The organism is Pseudomonas sp. KK18 (genome assembly GCF_037094675.1).
Lineage (GTDB): Bacteria > Pseudomonadota > Gammaproteobacteria > Pseudomonadales > Pseudomonadaceae > Aquipseudomonas.
The window spans coordinates 4,936,784-4,961,854 of the sequence record NZ_CP146605.1 but is presented as its reverse complement, the minus strand read 5'-3'; the positions used below and the strand labels follow the sequence as shown (position 1 = coordinate 4,961,854).

Annotated in this window: 21 protein-coding genes and 1 rRNA gene; 8 read left to right on the top strand and 14 right to left on the bottom strand. The window is 62.4% G+C overall.

What is annotated here, in order from left to right; all coding sequences use genetic code 11:
• Window positions 1–84: 84 nt before the first annotated feature.
• Window positions 85–200, top strand: a 5S ribosomal RNA gene (gene rrf, locus V6607_RS22215).
• A 102-nt stretch (window positions 201–302) separates the two neighbouring features.
• Here rrf and V6607_RS22210 read toward each other — a convergent pair.
• Window positions 303–1,193 (bottom strand): LysR family transcriptional regulator, encoded by an 891-nt coding sequence (locus V6607_RS22210; RefSeq protein ID WP_134327051.1) that lies wholly within the window; start codon window positions 1,191–1,193, stop codon window positions 303–305.
• A 101-nt stretch (window positions 1,194–1,294) separates the two neighbouring features.
• Here V6607_RS22210 and V6607_RS22205 point away from each other — a divergent pair, with 101 nt between their 5' ends.
• From V6607_RS22205 to V6607_RS22195, 3 genes are all read left to right on the top strand, one after another.
• Entirely contained in the window at window positions 1,295–2,710 is a 1,416-nt protein-coding gene (locus V6607_RS22205; protein WP_134327050.1) for an aldehyde dehydrogenase family protein, read from the top strand.
• Window positions 2,711–2,905: 195 nt separating this feature from the next.
• Complete coding sequence (gene mrdA, locus V6607_RS22200; protein WP_134327049.1) at window positions 2,906–4,798, top strand: penicillin-binding protein 2; 1,893 nt, start codon at window positions 2,906–2,908, stop codon at window positions 4,796–4,798.
• A 91-nt stretch (window positions 4,799–4,889) separates the two neighbouring features.
• A complete protein-coding gene (locus tag V6607_RS22195) occupies window positions 4,890–5,357 on the top strand; it encodes an SRPBCC family protein (RefSeq protein ID WP_134327048.1) in 468 nt (155 codons plus the stop codon).
• 21 nt (window positions 5,358–5,378) lie between these two features.
• Here the strand turns inward: V6607_RS22195 and V6607_RS22190 are convergent, their stop codons facing one another.
• From V6607_RS22190 to V6607_RS22160, 7 genes are all read right to left on the bottom strand, one after another.
• Window positions 5,379–5,966 carry a hypothetical protein gene (locus tag V6607_RS22190; RefSeq protein ID WP_134327047.1) on the bottom strand — a complete coding sequence of 196 codons (588 nt, stop codon included), beginning with the start codon at window positions 5,964–5,966 and terminating at the stop codon, window positions 5,379–5,381.
• 80 nt (window positions 5,967–6,046) lie between these two features.
• Window positions 6,047–7,018 (bottom strand): cyclase family protein, encoded by a 972-nt coding sequence (locus V6607_RS22185; RefSeq protein WP_087695324.1) that lies wholly within the window; start codon window positions 7,016–7,018, stop codon window positions 6,047–6,049.
• A 27-nt stretch (window positions 7,019–7,045) separates the two neighbouring features.
• Window positions 7,046–7,804, bottom strand: coding sequence for an SDR family oxidoreductase (locus tag V6607_RS22180; RefSeq protein ID WP_008434578.1), 759 nt, complete (start codon window positions 7,802–7,804; stop codon window positions 7,046–7,048).
• Window positions 7,805–7,836: 32 nt separating this feature from the next.
• Window positions 7,837–9,285, bottom strand: a complete 1,449-nt coding sequence (locus V6607_RS22175) for an aldehyde dehydrogenase family protein (RefSeq protein WP_134327046.1) — start codon at window positions 9,283–9,285, stop codon at window positions 7,837–7,839.
• A gap of 2 nt (window positions 9,286–9,287) precedes the next feature.
• Window positions 9,288–10,394, bottom strand: a complete 1,107-nt coding sequence (locus V6607_RS22170) for a tartrate dehydrogenase (RefSeq protein ID WP_008434576.1) — start codon at window positions 10,392–10,394, stop codon at window positions 9,288–9,290.
• Between the two features lie 120 nt (window positions 10,395–10,514).
• Window positions 10,515–11,396, bottom strand: coding sequence for a LysR family transcriptional regulator (locus tag V6607_RS22165; protein ID WP_003208237.1), 882 nt, complete (start codon window positions 11,394–11,396; stop codon window positions 10,515–10,517).
• Between the two features lie 194 nt (window positions 11,397–11,590).
• Window positions 11,591–13,825, bottom strand: coding sequence for a TonB-dependent siderophore receptor (locus V6607_RS22160; protein ID WP_102369592.1), 2,235 nt, complete (start codon window positions 13,823–13,825; stop codon window positions 11,591–11,593).
• A gap of 230 nt (window positions 13,826–14,055) precedes the next feature.
• Here V6607_RS22160 and V6607_RS22155 point away from each other — a divergent pair, with 230 nt between their 5' ends.
• Together V6607_RS22155 and V6607_RS22150 are read left to right on the top strand one after the other, a co-directional pair.
• Window positions 14,056–16,413 (top strand): DNA polymerase II, encoded by a 2,358-nt coding sequence (locus V6607_RS22155; protein ID WP_102369591.1) that lies wholly within the window; start codon window positions 14,056–14,058, stop codon window positions 16,411–16,413.
• Window positions 16,414–16,485: 72 nt separating this feature from the next.
• Complete coding sequence (locus V6607_RS22150; protein WP_087695329.1) at window positions 16,486–17,064, top strand: GNAT family protein; 579 nt, start codon at window positions 16,486–16,488, stop codon at window positions 17,062–17,064.
• Here the strand turns inward: V6607_RS22150 and V6607_RS22145 are convergent.
• Window positions 17,061–17,276: an AbrB/MazE/SpoVT family DNA-binding domain-containing protein gene (locus V6607_RS22145; RefSeq protein WP_003208231.1), complete on the bottom strand. Its 216-nt coding sequence runs from the start codon at window positions 17,274–17,276 to the stop codon at window positions 17,061–17,063. The genes V6607_RS22150 and V6607_RS22145 overlap by 4 nt on opposite strands.
• Before the next feature lie 70 nt (window positions 17,277–17,346).
• On the opposite strand from V6607_RS22145, the gene V6607_RS22140 reads away from it, so the two are divergent.
• On the top strand, window positions 17,347–17,967 hold the full coding sequence (locus V6607_RS22140) for a glutathione S-transferase (protein ID WP_134327044.1): 621 nt from the start codon (window positions 17,347–17,349) through the stop codon (window positions 17,965–17,967).
• A 164-nt stretch (window positions 17,968–18,131) separates the two neighbouring features.
• The gene (locus V6607_RS22135; RefSeq protein WP_134327043.1) at window positions 18,132–18,713 is read left to right on the top strand and encodes a DUF4174 domain-containing protein; all 582 of its coding nucleotides are present in this window, start codon (window positions 18,132–18,134) and stop codon (window positions 18,711–18,713) included.
• 112 nt (window positions 18,714–18,825) lie between these two features.
• On the opposite strand, the gene V6607_RS22130 is transcribed toward V6607_RS22135, so the two are convergent.
• From V6607_RS22130 to V6607_RS22110, 5 genes are read right to left on the bottom strand one after another with little or no spacing between them, the layout of a single operon-like run.
• Complete coding sequence (locus V6607_RS22130) at window positions 18,826–19,869, bottom strand: acyltransferase family protein (protein WP_102605365.1); 1,044 nt, start codon at window positions 19,867–19,869, stop codon at window positions 18,826–18,828.
• Between the two features lie 36 nt (window positions 19,870–19,905).
• The gene (locus V6607_RS22125; protein WP_003208222.1) at window positions 19,906–21,321 is read right to left on the bottom strand and encodes a lipid II flippase MurJ; all 1,416 of its coding nucleotides are present in this window, start codon (window positions 21,319–21,321) and stop codon (window positions 19,906–19,908) included.
• A 2-nt stretch (window positions 21,322–21,323) separates the two neighbouring features.
• A complete protein-coding gene (locus V6607_RS22120) occupies window positions 21,324–22,751 on the bottom strand; it encodes an O-antigen ligase family protein (RefSeq protein WP_043225192.1) in 1,428 nt (475 codons plus the stop codon).
• Between the two features lie 2 nt (window positions 22,752–22,753).
• Window positions 22,754–23,857, bottom strand: a complete 1,104-nt coding sequence (locus V6607_RS22115; RefSeq protein WP_008434566.1) for a glycosyltransferase family 1 protein — start codon at window positions 23,855–23,857, stop codon at window positions 22,754–22,756.
• Window positions 23,848–25,065 (bottom strand): glycosyltransferase family 4 protein, encoded by a 1,218-nt coding sequence (locus V6607_RS22110; protein WP_134327042.1) that lies wholly within the window; start codon window positions 25,063–25,065, stop codon window positions 23,848–23,850. Before V6607_RS22110 ends, V6607_RS22115 begins: the two co-directional genes overlap by 10 nt.
• Window positions 25,066–25,071 lie beyond the last annotated feature (6 nt).

Here is a 25,071-nt window from a genome sequence, read left to right as displayed (position 1 = left end):
GTTCGAGATCTTACAAACACCTAGCTATCACATACCCAATTTGCTGAAGCGAGGCCAGCTGGCCACGACTCAGTACCCGAATTTCTTGACGACCATAGAGCATTGGAACCACCTGATCCCATCCCGAACTCAGCAGTGAAACGATGCATCGCCGATGGTAGTGTGGGGTTTCCCCATGTGAGAGTAGGTCATCGTCAAGATTAAATTCCAGAACCCCTGATTGCTTATGCAGTCAGGGGTTTTGTTTTGGGCGGTCGGAAAACGGGGAGAGAGCTGTTGGCCGTAAAAAAGATCCAGCCTGGTTAAAAGCCTTGCTCCCTGATCAACTCAATCAGTGCCCTTAACCCGGCCGGCACATGGCGCCTACCTGGGTAATAGAGGCGCAAGCAGTCAAAAGACGGCGTCCATTCCTCTAGTACGCGCACTAACGTCCCGTTCGCTAAATCGGCAGCGGCATTCCATTCCGTAAGATAGGTCAAGCCTAGTCCCGCCCTGGCAGCCTCAAGCATCAGAGTCGGATTATCCAGGGTCAAAACCCCTTGCACCTCTACAGCAAGCGCTTCGCCATGTCGCTCAAACTCCCAATGATAGATCGCCCCGCTGGGCATCCGGCTGCGAATACACTGATGGGCCCGCAGATCCATGGGACTGACGGGAACTGGGTTGAGAGCAAAATAGTCCGGGCTGCCCAATACCGCAAAACGCTGGGCCGGACTGATATCGATTGCGATCATGTCTTGAGGAACCGTATCACCGAGCCGAATCCCCGCATCAAACCCCTGCGCGACGATATCCACCAGCCGCCCCTCAGTGACGATATCCAATTTCATCCGTGGATAACGTCGCAGGTACTCCAGCAGCAACGGCATCACCTGCTTTGCCGCCCCCGCCGAGGTATTCAGGCGCAAGGTACCGCTGGGTTCCGCGCTGCGATTTCCTGCCTGTTCCAAGGCCGTGCGAATGCTCAACAGTGCAGGGGTAATGGTTTCGACAAACTCCGCGCCCACTTCAGATAACGACACGCTGCGCGTGGTGCGATTGAACAGCCTCACCCCCATCCGCGCTTCAAGCCCCGCGATAGAGTGGCTCAACGCCGATGTCGACACATTCAACTCGGTCGCCGCTGCACGAAAACTGCGATGCCGAGCCACTGCCAGCACCGCTTCCAACTCATTCAGCCCGGATGTATTCATTGTCCTGAGTCACTCATCAACTCATGCCGATTTGTACGGCTTATCAGCTTAATCATAGTGACTTACCGTAGGACGCACTAGCTCAGCGTCCCGGAGGACCTATGCAATACATCAACCAGATTTACATCAACGGCGACTTTGTGACGCCCCATGGCGAAGAGCTTTTTGACCTGTTCAACCCTGCAACAGGTCAGCGTATCGGCCAGGTTCGATTGGCAAATGAACAAGACGCCCTGGATGCCATCGCTGCCGCCAAGCGAGCTTTTATCGCGTTCTCCCACAGCTCTAAAGATGTGCGCATCGACTATCTCAAACGCCTTCACGCCGCAGTTGAATCCATTGAGGACGCACTTACCGACGCGATTATCGAGGAGTACGGCGCCCCAATATCCCGTGCGCGGTGGATGGCCAAGCATGCAGCCAGCGTCCTGCAAGATGCCGCTTCAGTACTGGAGAGCTACAACTTCTCCCGACGCATTGGCATCGCCGAGGTGGTCATGCAGCCGCTGGGTGTGGCCGGCTTGATCACACCTTGGAACAGCAACGCCGGTTTTATCTGCGGCAAGCTCGCTGCGGCGTTGGCCGCCGGCTGTACCGCCGTGATCAAACCCAGTGAAATGAGCGCAATCCAGACCTCGCTAGTCACCCGCGCCCTGCATGACGCAGGCTTGCCTCCCGGTGTATTCAACATCGTCACTGGCCGTGGCGAAACCGTAGGCGCCGTGTTGAGCGCCCATCCCGACATCGCAAAAGTGTCCTTCACGGGTTCAACCGCTGTCGGCAAAACAATCCTGCGGACCGGCGCCGAGACCCTGAAGCGCGTGACCCTAGAGCTGGGCGGCAAATCACCGGTGCTGATTCTCGATGATGCGGACCTCAAGACGGCCGTGCCCATGGCCCTTCAGGCCGGTTTCATGAACAGCGGCCAGGCCTGTATCGCCGGCACTCGAATCCTGGTACCCGAAAGTCGTTTGGAAGAAATCGAAGCGCTGATGATCGACGAGGTGGGCAACGTGCAAGCCGGCGACCCTCGTGACCCAGCCACTGCGGTCGGCCCCATGGTCAGCCAAAAACAGTGGGAGCGCGTACAGCGCTACATTCAGATCGGGATCGAGGAGGGCGCCCACCTATTGGCAGGAGGTCGCGGTTTGCCTGAGGGCATCAAAGCCGGGTGGTTCGTAAAACCAACCGTATTCAGCCGGGTGACCAACCAAATGGCCATCGCCCGCGAGGAGATTTTCGGCCCAGTGCTCTCGATCATTACCTACGCAACCGAGGAAGAGGCCCTGACCATCGCCAACGACACACCCTACGGCCTCCAGGCATACATCCTGTCTTCAAATCCCGAACGCGCCCGCAGGCTGGCCAGCCGTATAGACGCTGGCCGAGTGCTGATCAATACCCTGGCCCATGAACCTCTAGCGCCGTTTGGTGGCTTCAAGCAATCGGGTATCGGCCGCGAGTACGGCACATTCGGCCTCGAAGCCTTCCTGGAGCCCAAGTCGATCCTGAGCTGATCGTCAGCATAAAAACGCATGAATAAGGTCAACGGCTCAAACCAAAGTGCATGAACAGGCTCCATTAGCACACCGTTCAGGGAAATCGATGCAAAGTGTTTCTGCATTTTTGGTATGGTGCAGCACATTTTCACAAGGACTGATTTTTCCTCCGCAGGAAGCGGCGTCGACCTTATTCAACGAGATGCTGTAGAAATGCCTGAACCAATACCGATCAAGGATCACGAAAAAGAAAACCGCCTGGTCAACAAGCGGCTGCTGGCCTGCGCGCTGCTGGTAATCGGCATTACCTGCGCCCTGGTAGGTCGGATGTACTTCCTGCAGGTGGTGCAGTACGACTACCACTCCACCATTTCCGAAAACAATCGCGTCCACGTCCTGCCGATCACACCGACCCGCGGCCTGATCTATGACCGCAACGGCGTAGTACTTGCCGACAACCGTCCCAGCTACAACCTGACCATCACCCGCGAGCGCACCACCGATCTCAAAGGAGAGCTGGACGCTATCGTCAGCCTCCTGCATCTGCCCGCCGAGGATCGCGGCGTATTTGATAAGGCGCTCAAGCAAGCCCGTCATCCCTTCGTGCCCGTCACCCTGTTCTACGAGCTGACCGAAGAGCAGATAGCCGTGCTGGCCGTCAACGAATTCCGCCTGCCGGGCGTGGATGTCGAGCCGCAATTCGTCCGCCATTATCCGCTGGGTGCGCACTTTGCCCACTCCATTGGCTACGTAGGCCGGATCAACGAAAAAGAATCCAAAGCCCTCGACTCAGTGGAGTACCGGGGCACCCAGTCCATTGGTAAAACCGGGATCGAGCGTTTCTACGAGTCCGAGTTGCATGGCCACGTCGGCTATGAAGAAGTTGAAACCAACGCCCAGGGCCGCGTCCTGCGGGTGCTCAAGCACACCGACCCGATCCCCGGCAAAAACATCGTGCTGAGCCTGGACGTCAAACTCCAGGAAGCCGCCGAAGAAGCCCTCGGCGACCGCCGTGGTTCGGTGGTTGCTCTCGACCCGGCAACCGGCGAAGTGCTGGCGATGGTCAGCAAGCCAAGTTTCGACCCGAACCTGTTTGTCACCGGCATCAGCTTCAAGGAATACGCCGCGCTGCACGACTCCCTCGACCGTCCGCTGTTCAACCGCGTGCTGCGCGGGCTCTACGCGCCGGGTTCGACGATCAAGCCGGAAGTCGCCATCGCTGGCCTCGACAGCGGCGTGGTTACCGCCCAGACCCGGGTGTTCGACCCGGGCTATTACCAACTCCCGGATTTCGACCACAAATACCGCAACTGGAACCACAGCGGCGATGGTTGGGTGGACATGGACGCAGCGATCATGCGCTCCAACGACACCTACTTCTACGACCTGGCCCACAAGCTGGGTATCGACCGCCTGCACGACTACCTGGCCGAGTTCGGCCTTGGCCAGAAAGTCTCCCTCGACATGTTCGAAGAGTCAGCCGGCCTGATGCCGTCCCAAGCCTGGAAGCGCGCTACCCGGCGCCAGCCGTGGTTCCCGGGTGAAACCGTGATCCTCGGCATCGGCCAGGGTTACATGCAGGTCACCCCGTTGCAGCTGGCCCAGGCCACTGCGCTGATCGCCAACAAGGGCGTGTGGAACCGACCGCACCTGGCCAAGACCATCAATGGCGTGCCGCCGGTGGATGAAAACCCGATGCCCAACGTGGTGCTCAAAGACCCGCGCGACTGGGAGCAGGTCAACCACGGCATGCAATTGGTAATGCACGATCCACGCGGTATCGCCCGGGCGGCTGCAGCCGGTGCGCAGTACCGGATTGCTGGCAAGTCTGGTACTGCGCAGGTAGTGGCGATCAAGCAGGGCGAGCGTTACAACCGTCTCAAGACCCTGGAGCGCAACCGCGACAACGCCTTGTTCGTCGGCTTTGCCCCGGCGGAGCACCCGCGGATCGTGATTTCGGTGATGATCGAAAACGGCGAGGCCGGTGGCCGAGTGGCGGGGCCGGTGGTGCGCCAGATCATGGACGCCTGGCTGCTCGATCAGGAAGGCCACTTGAAGCCGCAATACGCGACCCCCAGCAAGGCACCGGGTGATCCCCACGTTTGACGCCACAAGGGCATGACACCGTCATGCCCTATCCCTTTTCAAAGGTTGCGCATTGGTCGATGTCGCCTACTGTCAATACAGGAGGTGTCTCATGCACGAATCAAATGAAATCAAACGTAAAGTCCTGCTCAACGCTCCACGCCAACGGGTCTGGGAAGCACTGACCGACGCCGAGCAATTCGGCAGCTGGTTTGGCATCGCCCTCAAGGGCAAACAGTTTGCCCAGGGCCGGGCCATTGAAGCCCCGATCACCTATCCCGGTTACGAGCACGTGGTGTGGAAGGCAAGGATCGAGCGGCTTGAACCACAGACACGGTTCTCTTTCAGTTGGCATCCCTACGCGGTAGACGAGGGAGTTGATTACGACGCCGAAACCCCAACGCTGGTGGAGTTCACCCTCGAGGATCATGCCGAAGGCATCTTGTTGCGCGTGGTGGAGTCAGGTTTTGACGGGATCCCGGACGTTCGCCGCCAGAAGGCCTACAAGAAGAACTCCCGAGGCTGGGATGATCAGATGAACAACATCGAAGACTATCTGGCGAAATCCCATCAGCCGTGAGCTGATGGGGCGCCGCATTCATCAGCCTTCGTGGGCGGTGCTGATTTCCAGGGTATCGGTGTAGGTCACCAACACGCTTTGGCCGACCTTGAGGTCTTTGAGGCCGGCGCGAATTTCCGGTTTCTCCACGGTCAGCACTTTGCTCTGGCCCGCCGGGTTTTCCAGGGTTACCTGGTTTTTCGCCAGGTCAATGTGGGTGATCTTCAACTGCACCTGTACCTGGCGGAAGGCCGCACCGCCCGGGTTCGGGTTATCCGCGGTGGCGCGCAAGACGCCAGTCTTCTCGGTGGCGTCCGGTGCGCTCTTGTCGATGTCGGTGTCCAGCACGGCGGCGACCGAATGGGTCACCAGCACCTTGACCTGATCACCTACCTTGAGATTGCCCAGGTCCTTGGCCTGGTCGCTGAGCTGCACATGCACGTTGCGGCCTTCGGCACCTTCGAGCACCACCTGATGGTTGGCGGCATCCACCTCCAGCACCTTGGTGGTCACCTCATCGGCTTCCAGCGACTTGGACAACGGGATATCGGCAGCATGTGCCGTCAGGGCACCAGCAGACAGCAGGGTTGCCAGGGCAATTGCCTGGCGAAGAGGGCGCAATACATTCATTGAGTGGACTTCCATGTGAGAGGAGCCTTGAGTCTAGTGGCGCGTTCGCGATTCGCAAATTCGCCACTGAGACGGAACGGCTACTTGATCACCACCGGATTCACCGGTGCGCCACTGCCCCCGACAATCTTCAGCGGGGCGGCGGTGTAGAGGAATTTCCACTGGCCGTCGTCCGCACAATCGGCGGCCAGTTCCTCCAGCAACACGATTTCGGTGAAGGCGATCCCCAGGTTGCGCATCAGCGCGCAATGCAGCGGAATCTGCACCCCGGACACCGGGTCGGTGATCACTTCGTTGGCGATGGTGTCGGTCACCAGGTTGGGGATTTCCATCTCGTGGAACCACTCCACCAGCTCCCGGCTGTAGGTCAGCCCCGGCTCCATCAGGTCCTTGAAGAACTCGGTCTTGCCCAGCTCATAAAACGCCCCCATGGACCCGGTGCGGATGATCAGGATGTCACGTTTTTCAATGGTCACGCCCTGGGCTTTGGCGGCGTCGAGCAGGTCCAGGTGGTTGAAGGTTTCGCCCCGGCCCAGGCACTTCTTGCCGCGATGGCGGGCCATGTCGATCAGCACCGCACGGCCCACCACGCCGCGTTCGGCAATCGCCAGCACGCTGGCCTTGGCCATGCCGCCAACGGTGGTCTGGGCGTCGTAGCCGTTCCACAGTTGATTGTCGTACCAGGCGTGGCCGAGGGCGTCGTACTGGGTCGAGCCTTGCAGCTGCATGAAGATCACGTCATCGGAATACGCCGCACCACCGGTCATGTGCGGCTGTTTGCCGAAGTGGTAATGGCTGTGGTCGAGGGTGTTGAAGCGCATCGACGGGTTGCGCGCCGGCCACATCGGGTCGCCGTCGGGGTGGCCGATCTGCACTTGCAGGGTAAAGGTCTTGCCCTGGCGCACCGAGGCCACGCCCCGCAGTACTTCGGCTTCAGTCAGGTAATTGAGGGCGCCGACTTCGTCGTCCGGGCCCCATTTACCCCAGTTCTTTGGCAGGCCTTCAAGCAATTCGCGGGTGTTCGGCTCGTTCTTATTATGAAGATCACACATAGCAATTCCGGTCCCTGTGAGAGTGAGTTACACGCAGCGCCCGCCATCGACTTCAAGGCAAGTGCCGGTGATGAACGCCGCTTCGTCCGACGCCAGGTACAGGCAGGCGTTGGCCACATCTTGCGGGGTGGAAAAGCGCCCCAGGGGAATGGTCGCCATGAATTTCTGGCGGTTTTCCGGGGTGTCCGGCACGCCCATGAATTCGCTGAGCAACGCCGTGGCACCCACTACCGGGTTCACGCAGTTGACGCGGATATTGTCCGGCCCCAGCTCCGCCGCCATGGTCTTGCTCATGACCACCACTGCGCCCTTGCTGCCGTTATACCAGACCAGTCCCGGACGCGGGCGGATCGCCGCCGTCGAGGCAATATTGACGAACACGCCGCCGCCCTGGCCGCGAAAATGCGGCACAAAATGCTTGGCGCTCAAGAAGATGCTTTTGACGTTGACCGCAAACACCCGGTCGAACTCGGCTTCGTCGACTTCCAGCATCGGCCGGTTGCGGTGGGTGGTACCGGCGTTGTTGATGACGATGTCCAGCCCACCGAATTGCTCCAGTGTGCCGCGCAGCAGCGCGCCCATGCTTTCATCGTTGGCCACGTTGACCTCGATAAAGTGCGCATGGCCGCCGCTTTCGGCAATCTCATTGACCACTCGCTGACCGCCCACGGCGTTCATGTCCGCAACGATGACCTTGGCGCCCTGGCGGGCAAATGTCTTGGCGATGCCCTCGCCAAACCCCGAGCCGGCGCCGGTGACGATCGCGACTTTATTGGCTAAACGCATGGTGTGTTCTCCGTTCTTGTTGTTGTGAGGAATCAACCGTGTTTGATCGCAATGGTCTTCAAGGTGGTAAAGCCCAGCAGCGCCTCGAAGCCTTTTTCCCGTCCATACCCGCTGGCCTTCACGCCGCCGAATGGCAATTCAACGCCGCCACCGGCGCCATAGTTATTGATGAACACCTGGCCACAACGCAGGGTGCGCGCCAGGCGCATTTGCCGTGCGCCATCGCGGGTCCACACGCCGGCCACCAGGCCGAACTCGGTGCCGTTGGCCAGGCGAATCGCTTCGGCTTCATCATCGAAGGGCATCACGGCCAGCACCGGGCCGAACACTTCCTGTTGCGCCAGGCGACTGTCAGGCGGCACATCGCGAAACAGCACCGCCTCCTGGAAATACCCGCCGCTGCCGGCCTCGGCCACCACCGTTCCGCGCGCGGCGACGGTGATCCCTTCCTGTTCGGCTTGACGAATAAACTCGCGCACCAGGCGCAGCTGCTTCTGATTGATCAGCGGGCCCATGTCCAGGTCCAGCGCCGAAGGCCCGGCGCGCAGTTCGCTGAAACGTTGGCTGAGGCGTACGAGCAGGGTTTCGTAAATGCTGCGTTCCACCAGCAAACGGCTGCCGGCGGAGCAGGTTTGCCCGCAGTTCTGAATGATGGCGTTGACCAGCACCGGCAACGCTTCATCCAGGTCGGCATCGGCGAACACCAGTTGCGGCGACTTGCCGCCCAACTCCAGGGTGACCGGGCAGTGGCGTTCGGCAGCGGCTTTCGACACAGCAGTACCGGTGGCGGTGGAGCCGGTGAACGAAATGTGATCGATGCCCGGGTGTGCACACAACGCCGCGCCGGCTTCGTAGCCGTAACCGGTGACTACGTTGATCGCCCCGGCTGGAAAACCAACCTCGGCAGCGATTTCCGCCAGGCGCAGCAACGACAGGCTGGCATCTTCCGCCGGCTTGACCACGCACGCATTGCCCGCCGCCAACGAGGCGCCGACGCTGCGCCCGAAAATCTGCATCGGGTAATTCCACGGGATGATATGCCCGGTCACCCCGTGGGGTTCGCGCACCGTCAACACCGTGTAGCCGGCCTGGTAGGGCAGGGTTTCGCCGTGCAGTTTGTCGGCGGCACCCGCGTAGTATTCGAAATAGCGGGCAAGGGCGGTGGCATCGGCGCGGGCGACTTTCAGCGCCTTGCCGGTGTCCCGCGCCTCGATCTGCGCCAGCTCTTCATGATGTTCCAGCACCGCCACGCCGAGCTTGGCCAGCAAACGGCTGCGCTCCACGGCAGACAACCGGCCCCACGGGCCGTCGAAGGTTTCGCCGAGTGCCAGGCGCGCCGCGCTGATCGCCGCCTCGATATCGGCGGCCGTGCCACGGGCGATGCTCGAATAGGTATCGCCGGTGCTGGGGTCGATCACCGGAATGTCTTCCAGCGAGGTCGACGCCAGCCATTGGTTGGCGATGTAATGTGCGTTGGTCATGTTCAGCTCCTGTTCCCTGCGACGCATTCGGCGATGGCGCGACCCACTTCGACAGTGCTGGCGCTGCCGCCCATTTCCCGGGTGCGCGGGCCTTCGGCAAGCACCGTTTCGATGGCGGACACGATGGCTGCCGCCGCTTCCTGGTAAAGCGGATCACCGTCGCTCAGGTGCTCGATCATCAGCGCGGCCGACCAGATCTGCCCGATGGGATTGGCGACACCGAGCCCGGCAATATCCGGCGCGGAACCGTGCACCGGCTCGAACAGCGACGGGTAGCGCCGCTCGGGATTGAGGTTGGCCGACGGCGCAATGCCGATGGTGCCGGTGCACGCCGGGCCGAGGTCGGAAAGGATGTCGCCGAACAGGTTGGAGGCCACCACCACATCGAACCAGTCGGGATGCTGCACGAAGTGCGCGCACAGAATGTCGATGTGGAACTTGGCGGTCTTCACGTCCGGGTAGCGCCGGGCAATTTCGTTAACCCGCTCGTCCCAGAACGGCATGGTGATCGAGATACCATTGGATTTGGTCGCCGCCACCAGGTTTTTCCGCGGGCGCTGTTGCGCCAGTTTGAAGGCGTAGTCCACCACGCGGTCCACGCCTTCGCGGGAGAAGATCGACTCCTGCACCGCGATTTCCCGCGCCGTGCCTTCCCACATGCGGCCGCCAACGCTGGAGTATTCGCCTTCGGTATTTTCCCGCACCACGATAAAGTCGATGTCCCCCGGCACGCGGCCGGCCAGCGGGCAGGGCACGCCGGGCATCAGGCGCACCGGGCGGATATTCACGTATTGATCGAACTGGCGGCGGATCTTCAGCAGCGACTCCCACACCGCAGTGTGGTCGGCAATGATGTCGGGCGCACCCACCGCGCCGAAGAAGATCGCGTCATGGCTGCCGATCTGTTCGGCCCAGTCGTCGGGCATCATCGTGCCGTGGGCCAGGTAGTGTTCGCTGCACCAGGCAAAGTGGTCGAAGTGAAAGTGAATACCGAAGCGCCGGCTGACAGCGTCCAGTACCCGCAGGCCTTCGGGCACCACTTCGCGGCCGATGCCGTCGCCGGGAATCACGGCGATGCGGTGGGTGGGGCGGGTGTGGGATTGGGACACGCCGTGTCTCCTGTCTTGTTTTTATAGGAAGGTCTGGCGGGGGCATTCTTGGCACAGCTGTGACAACAGGGGAATTGCTAATTGTGGAATCGGTCTTCGCAAAATTCGAAGGCCAAAGGTTTACGCAGGGTTGGCGCTCAGGTAGTCGAACAGTGCCAGGCTCGTCAGCGACGGCTGTTCCTTGCGCATGCACAGGTACATCTGCCGGTCGGCCCAGCTGTCGTCGATTTCGATAAAGCGCAAGGCCATCTCCTTGCGGAAGATCTGCACCGCGCCCTGTGGCAACACGCCCACACCCTGGCCGGCGGCGATCAAGCGGCACACTGCTTCGAAACTGCGCACCTGCACCCGCAGCCGCAACGGCATGCCGATCGCCGCGGCGGCCTCGGTAATCAACGGGGTGATGGCGGCGTTGTCTTCCAGGCCGACGAAGTCGTAGCCGAGCAAATCCTCGAAGCGCGCATGGCGCATTTTCAGTGGGTGGTCATTGGGCACGAGCAGGCACAGGCGGTCCTGGCAGTAGGGCTCGAACCGCAGCTCTTCGCTGGGGCGGGTGGTGACGATACCGACATCCGCCACGCCCTCGCGCACGGCCTGGAGGATCTCCCGGCTGCGCTCCTCGCGAATATCCAGGCGGATGCCCGGGTGCAAGGTGTTCCACTGGGTCAGTTGGCGCGGCAGTTCCTGGCTCATTGCCGAACTGTTGGCGTACAGGCAAACCCGGCCGGTGGCGCCCTTGGCGTAATCGGCGAGATCGGCGTGCATGCCGTCCACGGCCCGCAGGATCGATTGTGCATGCTGGGCCAATACTTCCCCGGCTGCCGTCGGTGAAACGCCGGTGGAGGTGCGGGTCAGCAGGGCGACCTTGAAGTGCTGCTCCAGCAGCGACAGGCGTCGGCTGGCGGCAGAGAGGGAGAGATGGGATTGCTCGGCCGCCCGGGACAGGTTGCCCAGCTTGACTGCCTTGAGGAACAGCTCGATGGAAGTGAGGTCGGGGGACATGCCGGGGTCCTTGTGCGCAGTGGTTGGGAAACTACGCAGTTGGCGTTCGGCTGTCCAATGTCCGGCAAACAACCTGGGTGAAAGCAGATCTGCTTTCTGTACGAGCTGGCTTGCCTGCGATAGCATCACCGAGGTGCATCTGACACACCGAGGTGCCTGCATCGCAGGCAAGCCAGCGCCCACATTGACAGGGGTTAGAAGTCGATACTGGCCGACAGCTTGGCCACGCGCGGGTCACCTTGGGTCAGGTAGCCGCCGAGTGCCGATTCCCAGTACTTGGTATTGGCGACGTTCTCCACAGTGGCGCCGAGGGTGACGTCGCGCTGGTCCACCTTGAAGGTGTAGCGGGCGCCCACGTCGAAGCGGTTCCAGGCGGGCAGGCTGAGGTTGTTGGCCGCGTCGGCATATTGGCCGCCGGTGCGCAGCATCCGTCCGTTGACTGTCACGCCTTGCAGGCCTGGTACATCCCAGTCCACGCCGGCATTCAGTTGGAAGGTCGGTACGCCGATGGCGCGGTTGCCGTCGTTGGCGCCGTTCTGGGTGCCGTGGACTTCGGTGTGGATGATGGTTGCGCCGCCCAGCAGGCGCAGGCCGGCGATCGGTTCACCGAACACGTTGAGCTCAACGCCTTTGTTGACTTGCTCGCCCTGGCGAACATAGGTGGCGCTCAAGCCGTCGGCGCTGAGTTGTGAGTAACCGTCGGTTGGTTGCTCGATGCGATACACACCCAGGGTTGCGCCATAGGTACCCATGTCAAGCTTGACCCCGGCTTCGGTCTGTTTCGAGCGCGCCGGGGCATAGGCCTGGCCGGCGTTGGTAATGGGTGCGGTGCCGGCGTTCTGAGGTGCGGTCGGGCCCTGGGCCAAGCCTTCGATATGGTTGGCATAGAACGACACGTGGTCCCACGGCTTGAACACCAGGCCGTACACCGGTGTGGTGATCGACTTGTCGTAATTGGCGTTACGTGGGCCCGACCCGTAGGCATACCCTTGGACCACCAGTTCCTGGCGGCGCAACCCGGCGGTCACCAGCAAGCGATCATCCATAAAGCCCAGGGTGTCCGACACCGCTGCACTGCGGGCGAAGGTCTTGGCGGTGATGCCCGGATCGTTCAGGTCGCCGCCGACGAAACTGCCCTTGACCGGTTCGGCAACGTCCACCGGGTTATAGATATTGCTGGCGTGGCCGTTGAGGTCGAAGTCATAGGCGTTGCGCGTCTGGGCCCAGATCCCGGTCAACCCGAAGTTCAGTTTGTGGCTGACAGCGCCGGTCTGGAACTTGCCATTCAAGCCCGCCATCAGGCTGGTGTTGTCTTCCTGGTGGGCGATGCGCGAGCCGCTGACGGTGGCATTGCCCAGGGTGTCATTCAACGTGACCGAGGAGTAACGGCCAATCTCGTTGGTGTGCTTGGCGCCGCCTGCGATGTAGGCAGTCCAGTTGTCATTCAGGTCGTACTCGGCGCGCAACATGCCGAAAGTGTCTTCCAGGCTGCTGGTGCCCCAGCTCGGCGCGTAGTTGGTGTCGGCCGAAGGCGCGTTGGGGATATGGGTCAGGTTCTGGCCGAGCAACACGGTGTTGCGCCCGCCATTGATCTGCTGTTTCGAGTAGACAAAGTCTCCCGACAAACGCAGCGCATCACCGCGATAGTCCAGGCCAACCGCAAACAGCTTCGAACGCTGGCTCTCGTCATCGATCCCGGTGTCGCCTTCGCGCTGGGAAATATTCACCCGTGCGCCAAAACGATTGTCCTCGCCAAAACGTTGCCCGATATCCAGGTGCTCGCCGACCCGGCCATCGCTGCTGATGTCGGTGCTGAAACGCCGCAACGGCACATCATCGGCGCGCTTGGGTTGCAGGTTCACGCCGCCGCCAATCCCGGAACCGCCGGGCGTCACGCCATTGATAAAGGCGTTGGGGCCCTTGAACACTTCAACCCGCTCCAGGGCGTCGGTGGACATGATCTGGCGCGGCAGGATGCCGTACAGACCGTTGAACGAAATGTCATCGCCGTTCAGCGGCAGGCCACGGATCACAAAGGCCTGGGCCTGGTTCGCGTACCCCGACGCCTGGCGCACGGACGAATCGTTGAGCAGCACATCGCCGACGTTCTCGGCCTGCTGGTCACGGATCAATTTTTCGGTGTAGGAAGACATGCTGAAGGGCACGTCCATGATGTCCTGGTTGCCCAGCACCCCCAGTTGCCCGCCGCGGGCGACCTGGCCGCCGGCGTACACCGGGGGCAGGGCGTTGGGCGTGGCCGCGTCGGCGCTGATGGTGGTAGCGCCCAGTTCCAGAGCCTTGCCGTCCTGACTGTTGTTCGCATCCTGCGGGGTTTCTGGAGTGGCGGCGTGAGCGGCGAGGCTCAGGGAGCAGCAAAGGGCGAGCAGGGTAGGGCGAAACGGCACAGCCAAACGGGTGGAAGTGGGCATGGTCGATCCTGACGGCGAACCGTCAATGTGAGGAAAAGGGCAACAACGTTGCGCGTCCTCGCTGCGCGGATACGACTCCGGTGCGAATGATAGTAATTGTCATTAATGTTCTGCAACAAGTTTGTGAGATTACTCTCTCCGTATACGTAGGCCATTTCGGTTAAATCGCCGCGCCGTGGCACAGGCCGAGTAGAATCACGCCCTGAAAGTCATTCTTGAGGTGTGGCAAGGTGGATTTACAGCAGGGGTTTGTCCTGACCCGGCATTGGCGCGACACCCCGGCGGGCACGGAGGTCAGCTTTTGGCTGGCTACCGATCAAGGCCCCAGGTTCGTGCGCTTGCCGGTGCAGACCTCCGTGATGTTCATCCCGCAAGCCCATCGCAAGCCGGCCGAGCTGCAGCTCAAGGGCGAGCGCGGTATCGAGTTGCGTGACCTGGCGCTCTGCGACTTCCACCATCGCCCGGTGCTGGGCCTCTACACCCAACAGCATCGCCAATTGATGGACCTGGAAAAGCGCCTGCGTCGAGCCGGCATCGACGTCTACGAAGGCGATGTGCGCCCGCCCGATCGCTACATGATGGAGCGCTTCATCACCGCGCCGGTGTTGTTCGGCGGCAAAGCGGGCGAGGGCGGCATGCTGGTGGAGGCGCAGATGAAACCCGCGCCGGATTACCGCCCGCCCCTCAAGCTGGTGTCGCTGGACATCGAGACCACCGCCCAGGGCGACCTGTATTCCATCGCCCTGGAAGGTTGCGGCGAGCGCCAGGTGTACATGCTCGGCCCGCCCAACAACACCGATGCGGTGGACTTCAAGCTCGACTACTGCGACACCCGCGCCGAACTCCTCGAACGCCTGAATGTGTGGCTCGCCACCCATGACCCCGACGCGATCATCGGCTGGAACCTGGTGCAGTTCGACCTGCGCGTGCTGCACGAACATGCGCAACGCCTGAACGTGCCGCTGCTGCTGGGCCGTGGCGGCGATGCCATGGGCTGGCGCGAGCACGGCAGCCGCAATCACTACTTCGCGGCAGCGGCCGGGCGGTTGATCATCGATGGCATCGAAGCCTTGCGCTCGGCCACCTGGAGTTTCGAATCCTTCAGCCTGGAAAACGTCGCCCAGACCTTGCTCGGTGAAGGTAAATCGATCTCCACGCCGTACCAGCGCATGGACGAAATCAACCGCATGTTCGCCGAGGACAAGCCCGCGCTGGCACGCTACAACCTCAAGGACTGCGAGCTGGTCACGCGGATTTTCGAGAAGACCGAGCTGCTGAAATTCCTCCTCGAACGAGCCAGCGTCACCGGCTTGCCGGCAGACCGCAACGGCGGTTCGGTGGCAGCGTTCACGCACCTGTACATGCCGCTGATGCACCGCCAGGGTTTCGTCGCGCCGAACCTGGGAGACAAACCACCCCAGGCCAGCCCCGGCGGGTTTGTCATGGATTCGCGCCCGGGCCTCTACGAGTCGGTGCTGGTGCTTGACTACAAAAGCCTCTACCCGTCGATCATCCGCAGCTTTCTGATCGACCCGGTGGGCCTGATCGAAGGCCTGCGTCACCCCGAAGACAGCGAGTCGGTGGAAGGCTTTCGCGGTGCGCGGTTTTCCCGCACCCGGCATTGCCTGCCGTCGATTGTCGCGCGGGTTTCCGAGGGCCGCGAAGTGGCCAAGCGCGAACACAACGCGCCGCTGTCCCAAGCGCTGAAGATCATCATGAACGCCTTCTACGGCGTACTCGGATCCAGTGGTTGCCGCTTCTTCGACACGCGACTGGCATCGTCCATCACCCTGCGCGGCCACCAGATCATGCGCCAGACCCGCGAGCTGGTCGAAGCCCGGGGTTATGAGGTGATCTACGGCGATACCGACTCGACTTTTGTCTGGCTCGGCAGCCCCCATTCCCAGGAAGACGCGACGCGCATCGGCCTGGACCTGGTGCAGCACGTCAACACCTGGTGGCGCGAGCGGCTGCAGAATGAGTTCGGCCTGCAAAGCGCCCTGGAACTGCAATACGAAACCCACTTCAGCCGCTTCCTGATGCCGACCATTCGTGGTGCGGAAGAGGGCAGCAAAAAGCGCTACGCCGGGCTGGTCACCCGTGCCGACGGCAGCGAAGAAATGGTCTACAAGGGCCTGGAAACCGTACGCAGCGACTGGTCGCCCCTGGCCCGGCAATTCCAGCAGGAACTCTACCAGCGCATCTTCCACCGCCAGCCCCACCAGGATTATGTGCGCGACTACGTACGTCGCACCTTGAGCGGCGAGCTCGACGACCTGCTGATCTACCGCAAGCGCCTGCGCCGGCAACTGGGTGACTACGAGCGCAACGTACCGCCCCACGTGCGCGCCGCGCGGCTGGCCGACGAATACAACGACCGCCAGGGTCGCCCGCGCCAGTACCAGAACGGTGGCTGGATCAGCTACGTGATCAGCGTCAACGGCCCCGAACCGCTGGAAGTGCGCCAGGCACCGATCGACTACGACCACTACGTCACCCGGCAACTGCAACCGGTGGCGGACGCGATCCTGCCGTTTGTAAACGATGACTTCGGCACCCTGGTGGGCGGCCAGATGGGCTTGTTCTGAAACGGCTTGCCTTGAGGTGGCGAGAGCCTGCAATCTTGGCCACTGACGACCACCATACAGCGCAGCCCTCCCATGACTGAAATCACCCTGACCGGCACCACGGTCGAACTCCGGCCCCTGCAACGCGAACACGCCACCGCCCTGGTACAGGCTGCTGCCGACGGGCAGTTGTGGAACCTCAAGGTCACCAACGTGCCGGGGCCCGACACCGTCGAAAAGTACGTGGACATTGCCCTGGCCGGGCGTGAGGCGGGCACCGTGATGCCGTTTGTCATCGTGCGCCGCGACACCGGTGAAGTGGTGGGCAGCACCCGGTTCTGGAAAGTCGACCGGGTCAACCGCAAGCTGGAGATCGGCCACACGTTTATCAGCCAGTCGGTGCAGAAGTCCGGGGTCAACACCGAGGCCAAGCTGTTGCTGCTGACCTACGCGTTTGAAGTGATGGAGTGCGTGCGGGTGCAGTTCACCACCGATGAACTCAACGAAAAATCCCGGGCCGCGATCCTGCGCCTCGGCGCGGTACAGGAAGGGATCGTGCGCCACGAGCGCATCATGCCCGATGGCCGCAAGCGCAACTCGGTGCGCTTCAGCATCATTGATCCGGAATGGCCACAGGTGAAGGCGGGGTTGCAAGCCAGGCTGGCTCGCTAGGGCTTATGGCTCAGCTCTTCCACCAACTCATCCATCCGGTCGGCAATTTTCGGCGTGGTCGACAGCACAAAGCCTTTTTGCGTGCCCACATAGGTCTCGACGATGTACAGCGTGTCGCCCACATCCAGCCCCAGTTCCTGCAAGGCTTCGTCTGGCAGGCGGATGGCGCCGTCGCCGTCCCAGTCTTCGATCGTGACGCGTTTGCTGTGCATGATGGCTTCCCGTTGAACGAATGAACGGCCTAGCCTAACACCTCAATCCACTGCCAGGAGGCTTGGCACTGTGTACACCCTTTACGGAACCCAAGGCACCGGCTCGTGCATCATCGAAATTGCCCTGCAGCGTTGCGGTGTCGAGTGGTGCCAGGTCGACGCATGCTCCTGGGAAGACCGCGTGGGCAACGAGGCGTTGGCGCGGATCAACCCGCTCAAGCAAATTCCCACCCTGCAACTGCCCAATGGCAGCGTGTTGACGGAAAGCGCGGCGATCCTGATTCACCTGGGCCTGCAGTTTCCCGCCTCAGGGCTGCTGCCCGAGGAGCCCGCCCAAGTCATTCGCGGCCTGGTGTACATCGCCGCCAACTGTTACTCGGCGATTGGCATCATCGACTATCCGGAACGCTGGACCGACAGCCTCGATGCGCAGCAGCATGAACAGCTGATCAGCGGCACCCGTCGCCGCCTGCATGGGGCCTGGGAAGTGTTTGCCGATCAATTTGCCGAGCAACTGTCCACCCCGGCGCAGGTTCCGAATGCACTGGCGATCATGGCTGCGGCGGTGTCGCGTTGGGCAGGCGGGCGGGACGCGCTGCACCAGTCGCGGCCTGAGTTTGCCCGGGTGCTGGCGCAGGTGGATGCCCACCCAAACGTAGCGCCGGTATTTGCCCGGCATTGGCCGTCGTGAGCATCCGCAATCAAAAGAAACAATGAGGCGTAAGGTGGCTAAACGCCTTGCGTCGCGGGCGTCCTGACCTACGCTTTCTGAAGTTGTTGTAGGAATCATCCTTGAATTTGACTGTCGCAGACATGAAACTCAAGAACCCTGCATGGAATTCAAAGGAGGTGTGCATGCTCATCCGGTCGCTGACCCTGGCTACCCTGATGGCTTTTACGGGGCCGCTGTTGGCCGCGGATGATCTCAATCCGCTCAAGCAGGACCTGGGCAAGTCCCGTCCGTTGGTGGTGGTGGAGCTCGACTCCGGCAACCCGACGTTGGCCACCCTCAAGAAACAGCTGGACGAGCCTGCCAACAAGCAGTCCTTTGAAGAGCGCAACATGGTGCTGTACACCGTGTCCTTTGGCAGCATCGGCGCTGAAGGCGAGAAGTTCGCCAAGGACGCGAAGGACAACAAGAAGCTCGCACCGCCTGAAACCAACGCGCTGATCCGCGCACTCAAGCTGGGTGCCGGCAGTGGCACCAAAGTGATTCTGGTGGGCAAGGACGGCGAGAAAAAACTCGAGAAGACCGTGCCACCCGACACCCTCAGCCTGGCGGATTTCTTCAGCGCGATTGATCAGATGCCCCAGGCTGAAAAGGACCTTGCCGCGCCGGCCGAACCTGAGCCCGCTGCCCCTGCAGCAGGCAAGCCTGGAGCCAAGGCCGGCAAGAACTCCAAGCATCCAGCGCCACAACCGGCACTGGATGATTGAGCGTTTTTCTGTAGGAGCTGGCTTGCCTGCGATAGCATCACCTCGGTAATTCAGGCACACCGCGGTGATGCCACGCAGCCTCGCTAAAGCTCGACAGCTCCCACATCACGCCTCAAGCTCCAGGCTTTTCACCGGCCACCGCCGGTGCCTTGCGCACCGGGAACGGGAAGTAGAAAAACCGCAGGAAGGCCACCCGCTTGATCACCTCGCCGATCATCAACGGCACCACCACCGCCACCACCAGCCCGATAAACGCCGCCGCCACATCCGGCAGGCCCAGGTGCTGCAGGAGGGCAATGGTCTTGTGCTGGATCTCGCCGTGGAAAATCAACAGGATCAGTGTCGACTGGCCGATGTAGGTCATGGCGCGGGTCAGCACCGCAGACGTCATCATCAACCCGGCCAGCGCCCAGCAGATGTACACACCGATCACCGCCAGTGCACTGGTCCACAGCCAATGGTCATAGCGCCGTTGGGCCAGGTCCATGGTGTCCCAGGTCGGGATGAAAATCGCGAAGTACACCACCAGTGCTACCACCATGCTCAGCAGTGAGCTCTGGTGTTTGCGCAGCACGTCCCGCAGCAGATAACCGAGGATGAAATAGGTACTGCTGATCAACGTGACATCCAGGCTGAAGGGCAGCCCCGGCATCGTCCAGGTCTGGCCGCCGACGGTGATCGGTACCTGCCAGAACCAGTCCAGGGTCCAGACCCCCAGCAGCAACTGCACGCCCACCACCACACAACTCCACACCAGGGACAGGCCCAGGCGTTGCATCAGCCGCAGCATCACCCAGGCAAACAGTATCGCCGCCCAGAAGTGTGGCAAGAACCACAAGGCCTGCCAGGGCAGGGTATCCACCGAGGCGTACAGCACGCCGCCAATGTCGGGCAGCAGCGGTTGGCCGCGCAGGATATCGCGCACCAGTACGTACACCAGCATCGTGGTGAAGAACGGTTTGAGCAGGGCATCGGCCTTGCGCACCGCCATTTCAACGAACGGCTGCTCGGGCTTGAAGAACACCCCGGAGAGGAAAAAGAACAGCGGCAGGATGAAGACCGCGAGTATCGGGTACAGCAGGTTCGGGGAATGCTCCACGAACCAGCCATGCCCGAACACGATGATCAGGATGCCAATGCCCTTGGCAATATCCATTTGAATCCAGCGTTTTTTCACCTGACTGCTCCCACTCTATAAATCTGCCTTGCGCCACGGCTTGAGCCACAGGCCCATGCCCAGCAACACCACGGCCCCCGCCAGGGTGCTCAACCCCAGCTGAAGCCAAATACCTTGAACCCGAAACAACACCAACGCCGCCAAGCCCATCACCAGCCCACTCAGCAACCAGTGCCCCTTCCAGGGCAGGGCGCCGAGCAAGGCCTGGCGTTGCATCAGCAGCAACGCCGTGCACAGCACGCCGGCGAGGGCGGCCAGCGGGATACCCGCCAGGCCAAACACAAACGGCAGCACACCCAGCAGCAACACGTTCACCAGGCTGCCCAGCAACTCGCAACGCAGCGGCTGGCGGGTGTCGCCGGCGGCATAGGCATAACGCGCCAGCAGGGCGTTCCAGGCGCCGAACACCAGCGGCACGGCAAACCAGGCCAGCAGCAGCGGCAACGGCGAATCTACCGACTGCTTCGGCAGCAGCAACGCCACCAGGCTCGGCGCCGCCGCCACCAGGCCGACGCCTGCGGGCAGGGTCAGCAGGCTGGCGGTTTCCAGGCCGCGCTTGAGCAGGGCCAGGCGCTCGTCGCCCTGGCGCCGGCTCATCATGCCCAGCAGCACCTGGTTGAGGCTCATCAGGGCAATCAACGGCAAGTTCATCAGCTTGCGGGCCAGGTTGACCCAGGTCACCGCACCTTCACCCAGCAAGGACGCCACCAGCCGTTCAATCAGCGCCAAACCCTGGCTGGCACCGTTGCTTAAAAGCAGCGGGCCTATGCGAGCGCCCAGCTCGCGCAATTCCAATGTCGAAGCCCGCAGCCGCCACGGCCGCCAGCCCAGGCGCAGCATCGACGGCAACAGCGCCAGGGGCATCAGCAGGCTGCCGGTGAGGCAGGCCAACGCCAGCGAGTGCGGTTGCGTGGCGGTACCGGCGAGGGCGAGGTAGGTCACCGGCGGCAGGTTGAACAGCAACGAACCGAGCCCCGCGACCACAAAGCGCTCGCTGGCCTGCAGCGGAATACTGAACAGCGCATGCAGCATCAGCCCCGGCACACTCCAGGCGAGAATCTGCAAGTTGCTGCTGGCGAGGCTGGTGGCCGTCGCCGCCAGCCCCGGGCCGAGCAGCTGCACCAGCCATGGCGCCAGCAACGTCAGCAGCAGGCTGGTCACCAGGGCGATCAGCAACAGCGCCGGGAACAACACCGCCAGCCAGTCCAGGCGCTCGCCGTCCTTGCGTTGCAGGTACAGCGGCAGGGCGGCGGCACTCAGCACACCGCCGGCCAGGGACATGCGTAACGCTTCGGGCAAGAACAGCGCGATCAGGAACGCATCGCTGCGCTCGCCCGCACCCCACGCCGCCACCAGCAACCACTCACGGGCAAACCCGAGGCACAACCCCAGCAAGGTTGCCAGGGTCAACCAGAACGCCGATCCGAGCATGCCTAGGGCCCGACGCTATTGAACACAGGCTTGCGATGCGCCACGGTCTTGACCTTTGGCAGACGCGCCGGAAACAGCCGCCGCGCCTCCAGCACGTTGATCCCCACCATCAGCCAGAACAGCGCAATCATCACCAGGGCGAAGCTGAAGTAGTGGTCGAAAAAGCCGCTGACCAGCGCCGACAGAATCCCCGCCGTGCTGCCCAGCCAGATCGCATTGTCCTTGGTCAGGCGGATCGGGCCGATTTCCGGACGGGACTCGCGCCACCAGCGCCAGGTCACTGCGATAAACAGCAGCATGCTGATCACCCCGGTCTTGTAGACGAAATTCAGCCACAGGTTGGAAATCCCCAGCAGGTGCGTACCCGGCACTGGAGGGTCAACCTTGAAGCCAATGCCCAGCGGGTAACTGGCCACGGCCTGGGGGAACATGCGGTATTCGTCAAAGCGCACTTCGGTACTCGCGTTCTGCGCCGAAAAGATTGTCGCCAGACGTTCCTGCAACGGTGGGTACGACAGCACCAGCGCCACGGCCAACGCCACGCCGATCATCAGCAAACGCCCGGTGTACGGCACCCGGCGCGACGCCATCCAGATCAGCACCAGCGCCAGGCTGACCATCGCCCCCCGGCTGCTGGCCAACAGCAGGGCTGCCGCACCCAGGCAGGCAACGCCCAGGCCGAGACCGCGTTTCCAGCCGGTGTTGGTGATGCCGTAGCAGAACGCCAATGGCAGCAGCAGCGCCATGATCCCGCCGGTGGCATTCGGGTGCATCCATGGCGAACCCATCCGCGAGGCCATGGCACCCAGGCCCAGGGACAGGGTGTCGAGGCTGCCGTAGTTCATCAGGGTCAGGATCGGCAACATGCCCGAGGCCGAGCGCGAGCGGATAAATACACCGATGGACATCACCAGCATCGCCAGTGTGCCCAGCAACAAGGCGATCACCAGGGCTTCGCGGTTCTTCTGTTCAACCAGCAGCTTGGCGGCGAGGAACAGCACCGACAGGTTCAGCAGCCAACGCAACCAGTTCGCCACGCCGCTGGCCTCGGCGGTAATGCTCACCTGGCCGACGATAAACGGCACCACTGTGAAGATCATCAGCCACATCAACATGCGGTCGGTAGGGCGCCGCGACAGCGGTGGGGCGGCCGGCAGGCGCGAGAGGAAACCGTGCCAGATCACCGCCGCCCAGGTCAGGGCGATCAGCGCCTCACTGACCGTACTGCGAATCCCCAGGTTGAGGGTGGAGTAGGGCATGAACGTCGCCACCAGGGCGAACAGCAGCAGTCCCCAGAACGGGAACCGCAGAATCGTCACGGCAGCGGCCAGGCCGATCACTGCCAGCACGGCCTTGACCGGGGAAAGAAACAGGATCAACCCACCAAACAGCAGGCCGAAGACGATGGCGACGAGGCTACCCAGTGAGATTCTCAATTCAATTCCTCGATCAGTTCGGCCAGGCGCCGACGGTAGGCCTGGTGGTTGAAGCGTTCGGCCCAGCTGCGTAACTGTTCAGGTGGTTGTTCGACGGGTTGGTCGGCCAGGTGCAGCATCAATTGCACCAGCGCCGCGCCGTCCGTGGGTGAAAACCGCGGTGCCAGCGGCGGGGTGATTTCGTCCAGCGAGGTACCGCTGGCCACCGCCACCGGAGTGCCGACGCTCAGGGCTTCGATTACCGGCAAGCCAAAGCCTTCCGCGTAGGAAGGCTGCCACAGGCGCAAGGCCTTGCGGTAGAGCCCGTGCAATTCAGCGTCGGATACGCCGCTCAAGGCGCGTATCCCCGGGTAGTTGCGTTGTGCTTCGGGCAAATGCTCCAGGCTGCCCACCAGCACCAGTTCCGGCACGCTCGGCGACTGGCTGCGCGCTTGCTGCCAGGCGTCCACCAGGAACGGCACGTTCTTGCGCAATTCCCGGGTACCCACCAGCAGCCAGTAGCGCTCGGGCAGTTGCCGGGCCGAGAGGTCCGCCGGCAGTCCGACAAAACCGACCACCTGGTTGGGCAGCACGCGAATCTTGCCTGCCGCCTTGGGAAACAGCCGCGCGGTTTCGTCGGCACTGTACTGCGAAGGCGTCCACACCCGGTCTGCCGTGTGCACCGCATAGGTGATCGACAGCCGATCACTGGCCTTGTAGATCAGCGCCTTCAGGCGGTTGGCGTGATAGTTGTCCAGGGTGATCTGAAACAGGTCATGCAGCAGCACCACGGTGCGCAGGCCCTGGGGTTTGGGCGGCAGCGGCAGGCCCATATTGAAGGTGCTGATGTACACATCGATGTGCTCATTGCGCAGCGCCTTGGGCAGGTAGCCCGCCTCGAAACGCAGGCGCTGGTGCGGCTGGTGCATGGCGGTCTTGGCGCAGCCCCAGTCCGGGCAATGCACGTTCAGGCGCAGCTCATCCCCCAGCGGCGCGACGCTGAAGCGTTCGAGCTCGATGCCGGGCAGGGTGCGCAGGGCATCTTCCAGGGCGTACACCTGGCGACTGATGCCTGATTGCGGCGAGGTGCCGACGGTGCGGTAATCGAGGCCTATGCGCATGCCGGCTCCTTTTGGCTCTGGGGCGACAGTTGCGCGTACACCTGCTCCAGCTGGCTGGCGGCGACGCTCCAGTCATGGGCACGGCGCACATAAGCGCGACCGGCTTCGCCCATGGGAGCAGCGACTTCAGGCTGTTGCAGCAGGCGCACCACGGCGTCGGCCAGGCTTTCAGCGGTCTGGCCGCCGAGGTAATCCAGGCCTTCCACCAGGTCCAGGCCGGACACGCCCTGGTCGGTACTCGCCAGCGGCAGGCCGGCGGCCAGGGCTTCAAGCACCTTGAGCTTGGAGCCGCCGCCATGGCGCAACGGCGCCAGAAACACCGAGCAACTCGATTGCAGGGCCAGCAGGTTGGGGACAAAACCTTGCCATTCGATGCGTCCGTCCTTCCAGCGTTCGCGCCAGCTTTCCGGCATGCCGAAACCGCAGACGCTCATGCGTGCGTCGGGGCAGCGGGCCCACACTTTCGGCAGGATCTCATCCAGTGCCCACTCGATGGCATCGACGTTGGGCGCGTATTCGTAGTTGCCCAGAAACAGCACGCGGCGGGTCGTCGGGTCGGGTCGGGCAGCAGCGAAGTGCGCGCAATCCACCCCGTTGACCACCACCGGTACCGGCTTGCCGGCAATCTGCGCCAGGGTCTGGGCGTCGGCGTCGGTCACGGCGACCACTTGCGCGGCCTGGCGCATCACCCGGTGTTCCCAGCGGCCGTAGCGCCATTGATCGTAGCGTATGAACGGCAACGCCCAGCCGGGCAGGCGGTCGTAAGTCGCGGCGCCGAGGGACGATTCGACATTGTGTTCGGTCAGCACAAACGGCTGGGAGCGACGGGCCAATGCATCTTCGTAAGGCTGGAAGGTGTAGGTATGTTCGATCTGCACCACGTCCCAATGCTCGGTCAGCAAGCGCTCGAAGGTGTCCTGCAGTTCACCCGACAGGCCATTCACACTGGCCAGCAACGGGTACGGCGCAAACAGCCCGGCCAGCAGGGTCTTCAGGCTGCGCAGCGGGCGGCGGGGGAGGATGATCACCTGTTCCAGAAAGGCTTCCAGCACCTGGCGATCCGTCAGCGATACCGCATGTTTGTCATGCAGCAGCAAGGTGATCCGGTGCCCGCGCGCAGCCAGGCTGCGCAGCAAATGAAACTGGCGCGTCTTGCCGCCGCTGGTAGCGGGCCAAGGCGAGTAGGGCAGGATCCAGAGGATGCGCATGGGTGG

Excerpts from the sequence above, each read along its gene's own strand:
- V6607_RS22210 (WP_134327051.1), bottom strand. The coding sequence starts at position 1,193 with ATGAATACATCCGGGCTGAATGAGTTGGAAGCGGTGCTGGCAGTGGCT.
- V6607_RS22205 (WP_134327050.1), top strand. The coding sequence starts at position 1,295 with ATGCAATACATCAACCAGATTTACATCAACGGCGACTTTGTGACGCCC.
- mrdA (WP_134327049.1), top strand. The coding sequence starts at position 2,906 with ATGCCTGAACCAATACCGATCAAGGATCACGAAAAAGAAAACCGCCTG.
- V6607_RS22195 (WP_134327048.1), top strand. The coding sequence starts at position 4,890 with ATGCACGAATCAAATGAAATCAAACGTAAAGTCCTGCTCAACGCTCCA.
- V6607_RS22190 (WP_134327047.1), bottom strand. The coding sequence starts at position 5,966 with ATGAATGTATTGCGCCCTCTTCGCCAGGCAATTGCCCTGGCAACCCTG.
- V6607_RS22185 (WP_087695324.1), bottom strand. The coding sequence starts at position 7,018 with ATGTGTGATCTTCATAATAAGAACGAGCCGAACACCCGCGAATTGCTT.
- V6607_RS22180 (WP_008434578.1), bottom strand. The coding sequence starts at position 7,804 with ATGCGTTTAGCCAATAAAGTCGCGATCGTCACCGGCGCCGGCTCGGGG.
- V6607_RS22175 (WP_134327046.1), bottom strand. The coding sequence starts at position 9,285 with ATGACCAACGCACATTACATCGCCAACCAATGGCTGGCGTCGACCTCG.
- V6607_RS22165 (WP_003208237.1), bottom strand. The coding sequence starts at position 11,396 with ATGTCCCCCGACCTCACTTCCATCGAGCTGTTCCTCAAGGCAGTCAAG.
- V6607_RS22160 (WP_102369592.1), bottom strand. The coding sequence starts at position 13,825 with ATGCCCACTTCCACCCGTTTGGCTGTGCCGTTTCGCCCTACCCTGCTC.
- V6607_RS22150 (WP_087695329.1), top strand. The coding sequence starts at position 16,486 with ATGACTGAAATCACCCTGACCGGCACCACGGTCGAACTCCGGCCCCTG.
- V6607_RS22145 (WP_003208231.1), bottom strand. The coding sequence starts at position 17,276 with ATGCACAGCAAACGCGTCACGATCGAAGACTGGGACGGCGACGGCGCC.
- V6607_RS22135 (WP_134327043.1), top strand. The coding sequence starts at position 18,132 with ATGCTCATCCGGTCGCTGACCCTGGCTACCCTGATGGCTTTTACGGGG.
- V6607_RS22130 (WP_102605365.1), bottom strand. The coding sequence starts at position 19,869 with ATGGATATTGCCAAGGGCATTGGCATCCTGATCATCGTGTTCGGGCAT.
- V6607_RS22125 (WP_003208222.1), bottom strand. The coding sequence starts at position 21,321 with ATGCTCGGATCGGCGTTCTGGTTGACCCTGGCAACCTTGCTGGGGTTG.
- V6607_RS22115 (WP_008434566.1), bottom strand. The coding sequence starts at position 23,857 with ATGCGCATAGGCCTCGATTACCGCACCGTCGGCACCTCGCCGCAATCA.
- V6607_RS22110 (WP_134327042.1), bottom strand. The coding sequence starts at position 25,065 with ATGCGCATCCTCTGGATCCTGCCCTACTCGCCTTGGCCCGCTACCAGC.